The organism is Kribbella sp. NBC_01245, assembly GCF_036226525.1.
Lineage (GTDB): Bacteria > Actinomycetota > Actinomycetes > Propionibacteriales > Kribbellaceae > Kribbella.
Genome location: NZ_CP108487.1, coordinates 8107116 through 8120095, shown reverse-complemented (window position 1 = coordinate 8120095; position 12980 = coordinate 8107116). Strand labels below are relative to the sequence as shown.

The 12980-nt window shown below is 66.9% G+C and carries 11 protein-coding genes and 1 tRNA gene; 6 read left to right on the top strand and 6 right to left on the bottom strand.

What is annotated here, in order from left to right; translation table 11 throughout:
- Positions 1-216: 216 nt before the first annotated feature.
- From OG394_RS37400 to OG394_RS37385, 4 genes are all read right to left on the bottom strand, one after another.
- On the bottom strand, positions 217-1845 hold the full coding sequence (locus OG394_RS37400) for a choice-of-anchor B family protein (RefSeq protein ID WP_328992035.1): 1629 nt from the start codon (positions 1843-1845) through the stop codon (positions 217-219).
- A gap of 262 nt (positions 1846-2107) precedes the next feature.
- The gene (locus OG394_RS37395) at positions 2108-2632 is read right to left on the bottom strand and encodes a hypothetical protein (RefSeq protein ID WP_328992033.1); all 525 of its coding nucleotides are present in this window, start codon (positions 2630-2632) and stop codon (positions 2108-2110) included.
- Positions 2633-2953: 321 nt separating this feature from the next.
- Entirely contained in the window at positions 2954-4963 is a 2010-nt protein-coding gene (locus OG394_RS37390) for a LuxR C-terminal-related transcriptional regulator (protein ID WP_328992032.1), read from the bottom strand.
- Positions 4964-5113: 150 nt separating this feature from the next.
- Positions 5114-5857, bottom strand: a complete 744-nt coding sequence (locus OG394_RS37385) for a thaumatin family protein (protein WP_328992031.1) — start codon at positions 5855-5857, stop codon at positions 5114-5116.
- Positions 5858-6139: 282 nt separating this feature from the next.
- Here OG394_RS37385 and OG394_RS37380 point away from each other — a divergent pair, with 282 nt between their 5' ends.
- A complete protein-coding gene (locus tag OG394_RS37380) occupies positions 6140-7027 on the top strand; it encodes a chitinase (protein WP_328992030.1) in 888 nt (295 codons plus the stop codon).
- 199 nt (positions 7028-7226) lie between these two features.
- Here the strand turns inward: OG394_RS37380 and OG394_RS37375 are convergent, their stop codons facing one another.
- On the bottom strand, positions 7227-7412 hold the full coding sequence (locus OG394_RS37375) for a PspC domain-containing protein (protein WP_328992029.1): 186 nt from the start codon (positions 7410-7412) through the stop codon (positions 7227-7229).
- A gap of 154 nt (positions 7413-7566) precedes the next feature.
- On the opposite strand from OG394_RS37375, the gene OG394_RS37370 reads away from it, so the two are divergent.
- Both OG394_RS37370 and OG394_RS37365 read left to right on the top strand, forming a co-directional pair.
- Positions 7567-7638 (top strand) — tRNA-Arg (locus tag OG394_RS37370).
- A gap of 121 nt (positions 7639-7759) precedes the next feature.
- Entirely contained in the window at positions 7760-8266 is a 507-nt protein-coding gene (locus OG394_RS37365; RefSeq protein WP_328992028.1) for a winged helix-turn-helix transcriptional regulator, read from the top strand.
- A gap of 452 nt (positions 8267-8718) precedes the next feature.
- On the opposite strand, the gene OG394_RS37360 is transcribed toward OG394_RS37365, so the two are convergent.
- Positions 8719-10164 carry an MFS transporter gene (locus tag OG394_RS37360; protein ID WP_328992027.1) on the bottom strand — a complete coding sequence of 482 codons (1446 nt, stop codon included), beginning with the start codon at positions 10162-10164 and terminating at the stop codon, positions 8719-8721.
- 131 nt (positions 10165-10295) lie between these two features.
- Between OG394_RS37360 and OG394_RS37355 the strand changes: the two genes are divergently transcribed.
- The 3 genes from OG394_RS37355 (at position 10296) to OG394_RS37345 (ending at position 12940) form a co-directional block, all read left to right on the top strand.
- Entirely contained in the window at positions 10296-10814 is a 519-nt protein-coding gene (locus tag OG394_RS37355; protein WP_328992026.1) for a MarR family winged helix-turn-helix transcriptional regulator, read from the top strand.
- Positions 10815-11047: 233 nt separating this feature from the next.
- On the top strand, positions 11048-11515 hold the full coding sequence (locus OG394_RS37350; RefSeq protein ID WP_328992025.1) for a GNAT family N-acetyltransferase: 468 nt from the start codon (positions 11048-11050) through the stop codon (positions 11513-11515).
- Between the two features lie 60 nt (positions 11516-11575).
- A complete protein-coding gene (locus OG394_RS37345; protein ID WP_328992024.1) occupies positions 11576-12940 on the top strand; it encodes a hypothetical protein in 1365 nt (454 codons plus the stop codon).
- Positions 12941-12980: the final 40 nt, after the last annotated feature.

Genomic DNA, 12980 nt, shown 5'->3' with positions numbered 1-12980 from the left:
GTTGATTCGTCCGCATCCGCCCGCCTACGCCGGTGACCAGACGACCCGCCGCCGTAAGGGGCGAGCGGATACAGACGAATCAACGCAGAGGTGGGGCGCCGTACGCGAGGAGGTGGGATGCGTCGTACGCAAAGAGGTGGGCGACCCCGTCGTACATGAAGAAAGTGGTGGGGGAACCGCCGACGCCGGAGGGGTGGCGCCGGCGGTTCGGAGAGGTTAGAGCGTGATGGTCCAGGTGTTGAGGGTGCCGGTGTCGCCGGAGTAGAGGTCCTGGACGCGGAGCTTCCACGTCCCGTTGATGGTCTCGGATGACGCGTCGATCGTGTACGTCGCGACCACGTCGTCCGCTCCATCGCCACTACTCGCGTTCTTCACCCGGTACGCCGTCCCGTCAGGCGCCACCACGTCGATCGCGAGGTCGCCCCGATAGGTATGCCGGATATCCACCGCCACCTTCACCGCCGACGACGCGTTCCCGGTCCGACCGGTCACCGGGATCTCGCTCTGCACAGTCGTGTTGTCACGGATCGCGAAATCCGTGCCATTCGTATACGCCTGCCCCGATGGCGGCGGGATATTCCCAAGCTGCGGCTTGACCACGAACAACCCCTGCTCGATCCCGCTCACCACGACATTCCCACTCGGGAAATACGGGTACGTGCTCCAAGCGCCGTTGAAGCTCGCGTTGCTGTCAGCCGGGTAGATGTCGAAGTACGCCGCCTCGGTCAACTGCGCCGTCGCGACCTTGCTGATGTCCACGATCCGCAGACCCGCGCGGTAGTTCGCCTGGTACGAGTAGTTGCCCAGCACGTACTGGTTGTGATCGATCGCCTTCGACGGCGCCGTGTAGGTCCCGGTGTGGACCGGCGCATCCAGGTCTTGCACGTTCCAGATGTACGTCTGCGTGTTGACCGTACGGTTCTGCTCATCCAGCTCGTCGTCCAGCAGGAAGTACTTGTGGTCCTCGGTCAACCAGCCTTGATGGCTGTACGCCGACCCGTTGTACGTCTTGCGCACCACCTGTTTCGGGGTGGCCTTGTTGGTCACGTCCACGATCGTGAGCGTGTCCTCGTTCGCGTTGAAGCACAGCTCACGACCGGTGTACGTCGTATCCGGCCCGCGGTAAACCACGCACTGGGTGTCGTGCGTATACCCGTCGGCCGCCACGCACCCCGCGGAGACGGGCGACTTCGGCGTACGGATGTCGACCATGTGCGGTCCACCGCTGCACGTGTTCGAGCCGACGGCGTACGCATATCCCGTCGCCTCGTTGATCGCGATGTTGTGGGAGTTGCCGAAGTTGGCGTAGTGCTTGTCCGCGGTGAACGTCTGCGGGCTCGACACGTTCCGCAGGCGGGTCAGGTCGAACACCTGCATGCCGTGCCCGGACACGTCGGCCACGATGAACGCGTGGTCCTTGTAGACCTTGATGTCGCGCCACGGCGCCGTACCGCTGTGGGTCGGCAGATTCCCGAGGTACACCGGCGACGTCGGCGACGAGATGTCGACAAACGCCGTGCCGTTGGTCCGGCCCATCAAGGCGTATTCCTTACCCGTGAGCTGATCGGTCCAGCCCCAGATGTCGTTGCCCTGGCCACCGCCGATACTGCTCATCGGCAGCACGCTCAGCAGGTCGACGCTCTTGCACGGATAGCCGGCGGCCGTGCCGTTCACACAGGGCGTGGCGGCCGCGCCGGTGATGGGGGCGGCCTTGCTCGCCGGTTCGCGGTCGACCAGGAAGCGCCGGGCGGCGTCGCGGCCGGCCGGCGTGTCCGGGTCGTGCGCCCAGCTGGTGGTGGCGGTCAGCCCCGTGATGGCGGCGATGACCGCCAGCCCAGAGAGCATGCGTAACTTCTGGCGCGACAAAACCATGGCGGTGGTTCCCCTCGTCCGGCTCCGGCCTCACACCCGAGACGGGTTCAGTGCAGCAGACGCGGGTCGCTACGTACAGGTATGACCTGGACACGCAAGGTAAAACCTTCGCGGCGCGCGGGTCAGGGCTTCACGGGGCGCAGGTCAGTGCTTCGCGGCGCGCGCGGGTTCGGTGCTTCGCGGGGTGCGGGTCAGTGCTTCGCGGGGCGCGGGTCAGTGCTTCGCGGGGCGGGGGTCAGTGCTTCGCGGCGACCTCGATCAGGCTTTCGCGCTGGAGTTTGGTGTCCCAGGGTGCGGGTTCGCCGTTCACCTGGACTTCGACGCCACCACACGCGTCGCCGAGGCACTTCGCGTCGTACCGGACGCCCCAGAGGGTGAAGAACTGGGCGAGCGTCGGTCGTTCGGCGGTCGTCTTGGCCTCGACGTTGACGATGCCGTCGGTCGCGTGGGTGTGCACCGAGGCCTGTTCGGCACGGACCCGGTCGATCCCGATGTCCACGGGCAGGTCCACCGGATTGCCGTCAACCGTGACGATCAGCTTCACGTAGTACGGCGTGGGCCCCTTGAAGTCGAGCGGCAGCCGCTCCATCCCAGCCTTGTCGATGTACGACACGGCATCACGCGGCGCGGACCACGGAGGCGGCCCCAACCGCGCCTCGGCCGGCCCGGGCGGCGCAGGCCCAACCTGGCAGGCGGTGACGCTGGAGGCGGCCAACACCAGTACGGCGCACAACCCGCGCCACCTCACGTACTTCGTCAACAACCCGCCTCCTTCCAGCGACCCGCAGTTTCCCACGCGCCGCCCCTTCCGCGTTCACCAGGCGCGCGTCGCCGGTCACGTCCACCTCTTCCGCGCCCACCACCCGCGCGCCGCGATCGCGGACGGCGCCCAGCCGGGTCACACCCTCGGGCGCTGAGCGGCGGCCCCTATTCCGAGTGTCGACCCTCGGAATGGGGCGTGGACTCGCCAAATTTGGAGGGTCGACTCCCTATTCCGAGGGTCGACACTCGGAATAGGGAGCGAGCGGGTGGTCGAGTGCGACGCGAGCAGGCAGGCGGGCGGGCGGGCGGCATGCTCGAGCTAGGGTCGGCGGCCGCGCATTAGTTGGGTGAGTTCGCGGCGGCCGGAGATGGCTAGTTTGCGGTAGACGCCGGAGAGGTGGAACTCGACGGTTCGCCTTGCCAGGAAGAGTTCTTTGGCGATCTCGGGATTGCTCCGGCCGTCGGTGGCGAGCTGCGCGATCTTCCACTCCTGCGGCGTCAACCCGCGCGTTCGACCGGCCGACGCGGACGGGCCGGCGAGGGCGCGGGCCCGTTCGGCGAGTGGGCGCGCGCCGCATTCCTCCGCGAGCGTGACGGCCCGCAGGAGGTGGTGATGCGCGGATTGCTCGCCGGACGTCGATCGCAACGCCTTGCCCAGCTCGTAATGCGCGAACGCCTCGTCCAGCAAATGGCCCGCCGCCTGCGAACGCTCGACCGCCTCCGTCAGCAACACCGGCCGCTCCCGCAACGGACGCGTGCCGGCCAGCACGTACTGCGCGAAACCGAGGGCGGCGGACGAATGGCAGGCCTGGGCCCGTTCGTAGTTCTCCTCGGCAAGACGTACGGCATCAGCCGGCCGATCCAGCCGAAGCAGCGCGCCGATCGCGGCCGGACGCCAACGGATCAACTCCGGGTTGTCGGCCCGCCAGCCGGTCAACTGCCGCCCGCACTCGAGGTGATCCCGCGCGGCCGCGGCCGTCTGACCGCCCGCACTCAACACCAACCCACGCGCAAGCAGGCCGTACGGCGAGGGCTCATGCCCGTCCGGCGACCTGTGGGCTTGTAGCAACGCGCTCGCGCTCTCACCCGCACCGGCCGGAACCATTGCCTCCGCCAACGAACTCACCACACTCGCGACCAACGGCCGGTTGACCTGCCCTTCCAACCGAGGCAAAAGCCCGCTCAGCAAGGAGATCGCGGCCCGCAAGTCACCCTTCCGACGAAAAGCTCGCGCCCGCAGGATGTCGAGCTCGACCAGGTCCCACTCGTCGGCATGCCCCGCCAGCTCACGTCGTACCCGAAGACAAGCTGCATCAGCCGCGGCAGGCTCGCCGAACACGGACAACGCAAACAACGCATGCCAGCAAAGATCAAAGTCAACCCGCGGATCCGCCTCGGCCAACACCGCCCGAGCCGACCGCACCGCCTTGGTCGCGTCAGCCCCGGTAAGCGTCGCGAGCGATGCCCGCAACGCCAGCAGCGGTACGGCGAGCTGCGGCTCACGCTTGACCCGCTCGTCCAGCCAACCCTTCGTGACCTCGATCGAGGCGACGCCGGATGCCAACCGGGCCTGGACCGCCGCGCGGCTCAACTGCAGCCGGGCAGCGCCAACGGGATCGGACTCGGCCAATCGCTCCTGCGCGCTGTCGAACATCCACGGCACCTCGTCATGCCGCCCGCCCGCGATCAGCAGCCGGCGCAATGGACCGACGATGGCCTGCAACTCCTCCGCCGTACCCGCCCATGGCAACTCGTCCAGCAACATCGCGATCGCGCCAGGCGCATCGGTCTCGGCACGAATGCCGGCCAACTCGCTCAGTACGGCGGCTCGCTCGGCCGGGTCAAGCCGCTCCGCCAGAGCCTGTCGTAGATAGGCGGTCGCGAGCTCGGGAGCACCCCGGCCGCGGGCCTGGGCAGCGGCCGCGCGCAGGGTCTCGGCGGCCCACGGCACACCGGCCGGGCCAGCCTGCTGGAGTTGCTCGGCCACCTTCTCGGGACCAGCGCCGGCACCTCGCAGGAGATGGGCGGCGTCCAGATGAGCCTGAATGCGAGCGCCGATCGGCGTCTCGGCCAGCAATGCGGCCCGTACCTCGGGAGACTTCAGCGACAACGGGAACCTGTTCGCGACGAGCCCACGAGCCACCAGATCATCGAGCCCGGCGAGCAGATCGGGAACGGGCATGCGGGCCAACTCGGCAACCGCCCAGACCGGCGCGTCCGCCCCGAGCACGGCGATCGCGCGGGCGATCACCACCGCCCCGACATCCAATTCGGGCAGCGCGGGTTCTTCCCGGGGAGCCAGCAACGTGCCGTTCGTCTCGGCCACCATCAATACTCACCTGCCTCACGGTCGGCCCCATACGGCGACAGCGCGCAACCGGCGGTCACCTGAGAGTGAGTATATGCAGAGACCTGGCGAAACTCACCACCTTTAACGTCATCGACAGGTAAATTCACCTATTCGCTCAAACGAGCACTCTCAGCTAACGCCGTGAAATGTGACCGTGAAACCAGTACATTGACGGCACTGGCGAACGGTCTGATTCCCCTGCTCAGCGTCCTGTTTAGACCACGCATAAGCCTTCGGACAGCGCGAACTGAGCGCGTCACTATAAGGCGTTCGGGCATCCCGGTTGAGATTCAGACAGTACGGCGTGACGCCATCCGTGCCGAGGCGCCGGTTCTCCGCCGGGCAATACGGCAGCAGGTTTTCGGGACAGCCCATCGTCTCGCACTCGCGTGATCCCGGCGGCGCCTGCGCAGTGTCCGCCTTGATGGTGATCGGCAGCGCGAAGGCGTTCACGTAACTGACGTTGTACCAGGGTGCGAGCCCGTCGTTCTGGTCGAAGTTGAACTCGGCCAGACTCGTCGGTTGGTCACCCGCGCTGCACCGATCGGCGTACGGGCCGCAATCCCCCACCGCACAACGGAAAGTCGAGCCGTTCACGCCGGAACACCCTTGCCGGCCGAAGAACTTGCCACGCCAGTGGTACGGCCAAGCGCCCTCGGGAATCGTGATCGTCGCCGACTCGCCGTTGGCCAACCGCGGCAGCCCGGTGAGGTTGGCCGAGCCGTCGGCGTTGACGGTCGCGCCGATCCACAGGGTCTGACCGGACTGGTTGACGAACGTCACCGTATGCACCGCGGCCACCTGGCCTGCCGCGACAGGCGTCACCGACATGGTGAGAAACAGGGCGAGGATGGCCGTGAGAATTCTCTTCATTTCGCCTCCGCATTGACGGCTAAATCTGCGTGAGAATTGGCGCAGGGATAACCCGCCGCAGACCCGGGACCGGGCAGTGGCTGCAAATGTGGACGGTCGCCGCTCATGTTGTCAAGACGTCATTCAGAACCCTACGGACCTCCGCAGGCACAAACCCGGGAAATACCCGTGCACAGGGATTGCGCCGAGCCCTGTCGAGACCGGTTACGGCTCCCTAGCCTGAATTCCGCCGCGTCACCGCCCCCCTTTCCGGGCGCGGCCAGTGAACGAACGGAGTTCGGTATGAGACGAGCCATTCTGCTGATCGCGGCCTTGACCGCATTGGTCGTCCCAGTCGCGAGTAGGCCCGGCCCGGCAGCGGCCGAGCCGGCCGGCACCACGGCGTGCAGTTTCAGCACCTGGACCCAGGGCCAGTGGTACGTGACGGGAAGCGTCGTCAAGTACACGAACGGCCTTTACTACATCGCCGAGCACGACAACCCGGGCTACGACCCGACAATCAGCACCTGGTACTGGGAGCCGTACGACTGTGGCGGTGGCCCCGGCCCGTCCGCCTTCCCCGTGAGCGAGTCGATGTTCAACCAGATGTTCCCGAACCGGAATCCCTTCTACACCTACTCCGGTCTGACCAACGCGCTCAGCGCCTACCCCGGCTTCGCGAACACCGGCGACGACACCACCAAAAAGCGGGAGGCCGCCGCCTTCCTGGCGAACGTCAACCACGAGACGGGTGGCCTCGTCTACATCAAGGAGATCAACGAGGCGAACTACCCGCACTACTGCGACTGGGGTCAGTCGTACGGTTGTCCGGCCGGCCAGGCGGCGTACTACGGCCGCGGCCCGATCCAGCTCAGCTGGAACTTCAACTACAAGGCCGCCGGCGACGCGCTCGGGCTGCCGTTGCTGACGAACCCCTGGCTGGTCGAGCAGGACGCGGCCGTGGCCTGGAAGACGGGTCTTTGGTACTGGAACACCCAGACCGGTCCGGGCACGATGACGCCGCACAACGCGATGGTCAACAACGCCGGCTTCGGCGAGACCATCCGGAGTATCAACGGCTCGATTGAGTGCAACGGCGGCAACCCCGGGCAGGTCCAGTCCCGGGTCGACGCCTATCAGCGATTCACCCAACTGCTGGGCGTATCGCCGGGGAGCAACCTGTACTGCTGATCCCCACCCACAGCTCAGGGTGGTCCGTCTCGCGACGGGCCGCCCTGGCTGCTGGCCGAGGATCATGGCGGTTCCTTCCGGCGGGGCGGCGTTCGTCACCGGGTGTGCCGACTCGGACACACTCGGGGATCGCCCCTACTGTGAAACCGCTCTCACTCCGTTGTCAACGGCTCAGCGTTGACGGCTTGGCGCGGTTTTTTCAGCGCTCGGACGGCATCAGGATCCAGAGCACGAGGTAGATCAGGACCTGCGGGCCGGGCAGCAGGCAACTGATCACGAAGATCAACCGCATGGTGCTGGACGACATGCCGAACCGGCGAGCCAGTCCGGCGCAGACACCGCCGATCCAGCGATCGTGCCTCGGACGGACCAAAGTGGTAGCCATGGTTCGGAATTCCTTTCACTGGTTGGGCCTACATCCACTATGACGACCTGTTCGGGCAGCGAGATCCCGCCGCGCGGACAAGCCAGGGTCGAGTCAGGGATGCCCCGGGTGCGAAACCGGCGCGGAATTCCTGGTACTGTTCCTCCCGTCCCGAGCCCCCGTAGCTCAGGGGATAGAGCACCGCCCTCCGGAGGCGGGTGCGCAGGTTCGAATCCTGCCGGGGGCGCCCAGCGCGTAAGGCCCTGAACCTCTTTTGGTTCGGGGCCTCTTCTCTGGAACGGGCGGTTTTTCGCACCACCGCGCACTCCGGAACGGGCTGGTTTCTCCAGGACGGCGGTCGAGGGGGCGTGGTCGAGATCAGTACTAGCCAGATCCGCGACGAGGACCGGGAATGCCCGCTGTCCACAGCGGTCCAGCACGTCGGCGAGTGGTGGAAACTCCTGCTCCTGCACGACGCGTTCGACGGTTTCACCAAGTTCGACGAGTTCCAGCAGAACCTCAACATCTCGTCGAGCATCCTCACCAGCCGCCTGAAGGAACTCGTCGCGGACGACCTACTGGAACGTCGCCAGTACCAGGAACACCCGCCCCGCTTCGAGTACGTGCTGACCGACCTCGGTCGTTCCCTGCGTCCGGTGATCGTGGCACTGGCCGCCTGGGGCAACCAGCAGCTGAAGCCGGACGAGCGCTGCATGATCCTGGTCGACGCCGAAACCAACACCGAGGTGGACCCCGTCATGGTCGACCGTACGACGGGCCGCCGCGTCGACGGCCCCGCCTTCGTCTTCACCGCAGGCCCAGCCGCCAGCGAAGCCATGCAAGCCCGCTACGCCACCGGCCCCCTCGAGGCCTAACCCTCCCGCCCACCAAGCCCCCGCCTCAGCCCGCCTCCTCCAGCCGCCGCGCGTTGGCGCGGGCACCTGCGGGTTGGCGCGGGCACCTGCGGGTTGGCGCGGGCACCTGCGGGTTGGCGCGGGCACGTGCGGGTGCGGGTTGGTGCGGGCACGTGCGGGTGCGCGTGCGGGATGGTGCGGGCGCGGGTGCGGGATGGTGCGGCTCGGTGCAGCCCACCTCCCACACCGGCGTGCCGCCTCCCCCGTCATCGGGCCCTTGTGACGCGGCGTGTCGCCCTTCATCGGGCCCTTGTGACCAACGCCCGCCCAGGCGCGCCGTTCCCTCCCTTTGCATTCATCGGTCCGAATCCGCCCCCTCCTGTCTGCGAACCTGCAGAGGTCCGCGGAGCTCAGAGGGCGGATTCGGACCGATGAATGCAAAGGGAGGTAGGCGGTCGCCGTCGGTCAAAGGGCTACGGGTTATTGGTGGAAGTGGGACGAAGGAGGAAGGCCGCTAGCGCTAGGGCCAGGAGTAGGAACGCGGCCGCGCCCAGGAAGGCTGCGTGGTAGCCGTCACGAAGGGCCCGTACGGCGATGGCGGCGGCGTCCGAGGCGGCAGTCTGCGCACTCGCTTGAGTGGTGGAGGCGGCGAGGGTGGCCAGGACTGCGGTGCCGATCGCGGCACCAGTTTGCTGGGCGGTGTTGTTGATGCCGGAGGCCAGACCCGCATCGCCCGGTTCGGCGCCGGACATGGCCAACATGATCGCGGCCGGGATGGCGACACCCATGCCGGTGCCGACGAGCAGGAGCGCCGGCGCAACGTCGACCAGGTATTGCCCGTCGACCGGCGTACGCGAGATCAGCAGCAAAGCCGTCGCGAAGAGCGCCAGGCCCACCACCAACACCCGGTATGTGCCGAACCTCGCGGTCAATCGCGCCACCAGGAACAGCGACATCACCGCGCCCATGAACGGCGCCGGCAGGAACGCGAGACCAGTGTGCAGCGAGTTGTACCCGAGGACGCGCTGGAGGTAGAGCGCCGTCATGAACTGGAAGCCGAACCCACCCGCGAACATCAGCACCACCACCACATTGGCCGCGGAGATCATCCGATTCCGGAAGATCCGCAACGGCATCAACGGCTGCGCGGCACGGGCTTGCCGAATTACGAAGCCGGCCAGCAACGCGACGGCCACCGCGCCGTACAGCAAGCTCTGAGTCGCGCCGACCGACGGCTCGGCCGTCTGCACGATGGTGAAGACCGCCAGCGAGAGGCCGACGGTGACGAGGATCGCGCCGAGCACGTCCGCGCCCTTGGCCAGGCCGACACCCCGATCGCGGGCCAGCAGACGGGCGGCGAGCACGAACGCGACGATGCCGATCGGCACGTTGATCAGGAACGCCCAGTGCCAGCCGATGCTCTGGGTGATCACACCACCGGCGATCAGGCCGATCGACGCGCCGCCCGCGGAGACGAAGCCGTAGCTGCCCATCGCGCGGGCTTGGCCGGCCGGCTCGGGATAGAGGGCGACGATCATGCCGAGGATGACGGCTGAGGCCAGCGCTCCCCCGACGCCCTGGAGGAACCGCCCGGTGATCAGCAGCTCGGGCGAGTTGGCCACGCCGCACAGCAGCGAGGCTGCGGTGAAGAGCGCGAGGCCGCCGAGGAATACCTGCCTGCCGCCGACCAAGTCGCCGAATCGCCCGGCCAACAGCAACAGGCCCGCGAACGCGATCAGGTAGGCGTTCATCACCCAAGCGAGGCCGGCCTGGCTGAACCCGAGCTCCCCCTGGATCGTCGGCAACGCGATCGTCACCACGGTGCCGTCGAGGATGATCATCAGCTGCATGGCGAGCAACACCGCCAGCGCTTGCCACCGCGCCCGCACCTTCGCTGCTACTTCCGTTCCAGTACTCACAGATCCGCTCCCTGCCTCGTCGAAACTCACAGGTGTGACCGTAGCAGATAGTTCCGTAATAGACGATCTATTTCTAACCAATCTTCTTCGGACCGATCTTGTTGCGGATCATCCCGGAGTAGACTGGATAGATGGCGATCAAGATGGCAGTGAAGAAGACCGGCCGGGCACCGACGCGGCAGGTGCCTGACCTGACCGGGATGCTCAAGCACGCCGGCCATGTGCTGGAGACCCAGCTGACGGCGGCATTGGCCGAGATCGGAATGACGCCACGGATGCAGTGTGTGCTGGGCCACGCGCTGGCGGAGGAACGTACCCAGAACCAGCTGGCCGAGTTGGCCTACCTCGACAAGACCACGATGGTCGTCACGGTCGACGCGCTGGAAAAGGCCGGCCTCGCCGAGCGAAAGCCGTCGGCCACCGACCGCCGGGCCAGGATCATCGAGGTCACCCCCGCCGGCGCCAAACTCGCCGCCGAAGGCCAACGCATCGTCGACCACGTGCACGCAAAGGTCCTGTCAGCCGTCCCCGACAACGGCGGCCCAACCTTCGCCACCGCCCTAGCCACCCTCGTAACCGGCCAACTAGCCACCCCCGCCGAAACCGCCCCCCAGTCCCCCCAAGTCCGCCGCCCCCGCCAAAAGTCCTAACCCCACCCCTCCGGCCCGCCCACGCTTCCGCCGAATCCCGAACGTCAATAGCTGCGCACCTGCGGCAAGCATTCCTGCTGCGGGACACCACCTTCTTGCCGAAGCCACGCGTCTGCGGGAAGCCGCGCGTCTACGGCAAGCCGCCCATTTGCTGGAAGCCGCGTGTCTGCGGCAAGCCGCGCGTCGCGTGAACACCCGATCCGGTCGCCCGTTGATGGGCTAGTTTCGTCCGCATGCCAACGGTTCGAGTGGTCACCGCCGACGACCTCGATCAACTGGTCGAGTCCGTCACCAACCTCTTCCGCGACGACGCCGGGCAGCACGACCGCTTCACCGACACCACCTGGCCGCAACGCGAAGGCCACACGCGGTACGGCGCCCTGGTTGGCGATCCCGCGTGGCTGCAACTACTCGCGTACGACGATGACGACCGGGCAGTCGGGCATCTGGTCGGCCGCGTGGGCGAACCGACTCCGACGCGACCGAACCGTTCCGCCGTACTGGAGAGCCTCTACGTCTTCGCCGATGTCCGCGGCCAGGGCGTCGGCGCTTTGCTAGTCGAGGAGTTCCTGAAGTGGGCTCGGGAGCAAGGGGCCGTGTACGCAACAGTCAGCGCCTACGCGGCGAACGAACGCGCGCAACGCTTCTACCAGGTAAACGGCTTCGTCCCGCAAAGCGTCACCCTGCAAGCAGTTCTCTAGCGCTCTCCCAATCGGGGTGAGCCAGCTGGACTGGTTGTTCCCTTGAGGGAAGGACGTGTTTTGCCGGAGTTCATAAGGCCACGCCGACGGGTGCTCGCGGGCGGAATCGCAGCGGTCCTGCTGACCGCCACCGCCACCGCCACCGCTGCCGCGATTACCGCCCCCGCCACTGCCGCCGCAATTGCCGCCTCCGCCACCACCGCACTTTCGTCCCAGCCGGGATTGGCCCAGGTGCCCGCGCAATATCGGGCGCTACCTGTTGAAAGCGCGGTTTACACGCTGGGCGATGCCGCGTTCGAGGTGCCGGGGTTCCACACCGAGGGCGACTCCGGGCCGCTTGCCAAGATCGAGCTGACGGGTGTCGTGCACTACCCGAAGAACCTAGGCAGAGGGCGCCAGCCTGTCGTGTTGATCTCGCACGGTCTCTGGGAAACGTGCGCGGACCGCGAAGCCGACCGGGCCGAGAAGAAGGCCAGCGCCGACCTGGCGCAGACGACCGACCCTGCCGAACAAGCACGACTGGAAGCGATCATCGCGAAGTCGTTCAAGGCACTGAACGCCTGGCCGTGCGCAGCCGGTACGCCTGCAATGCCTAGCTATCGCGGTTACGACTACCTCGGCAAGGCTCTGGCGGCTCAAGGCATCATCACGATCTCCATCAGCGCCAACGGAGTCAACGCCGGCGAGGGAGGCCAGATCCAGGATGAGGCTCGTGCCGCACTGATCAACAAACACCTGAGTCTGTGGCAGCGGCTGTCCACCAAGGGCGACGGTCCATTGGCTCACGCCCTCAAGGGCGCACAGCGGTTCAAAGGCCACGCTGATCTCACCAATGTGGGCCTGAGCGGTCACTCGCGTGGTGGCCGTGGCATGGCCTTCCAAGCGGCTGACGTACATCAGGCCCAATGGCCTGCCGGTGCGAGTGTCAAGGCGATCTTGCCGCTGGCAGCGGTCGAACACTATTCGCCGGACGACGAGCCGAATACGCCGGAACACACGCCATACCGCGTCACGAACATCCCGGTCGGGATCATCGCCGGCAGTTGCGACGGCGCGACCGACGGCCGCCGGTTCGACTTCTACGACCAGAAGAACAAGGCGCCGCTCTACCAGTGGTACGCGCTCGGAGCGAACCACAACTTCTTCAACACCCAGTGGTCACCCGCAAGCGGCCAAGTCCGCTCGTACGACGATGCCGTGCTGTCGAACACCAACCCGCCTCCGGCACCTGGTTATTGCCGGGACAGCGCCGAGCCGATCAAGGACGACAAGCAGCTCACGGAAGGGCAGCAGCACGCCGTATTCCTGATGTACGCGAGCGCCTTCTACCGCCGCCACCTACTCGACGACCGGTCAGTCGACCCGCTCCTTACCGGCCGGATCAAGCCACTGCCGGCGATCGAGGTGCGAACCGACCTGCCCTAGGCGGACAAGCTGGTCGAGAAGCGGACAAGCTGCCCGAAAG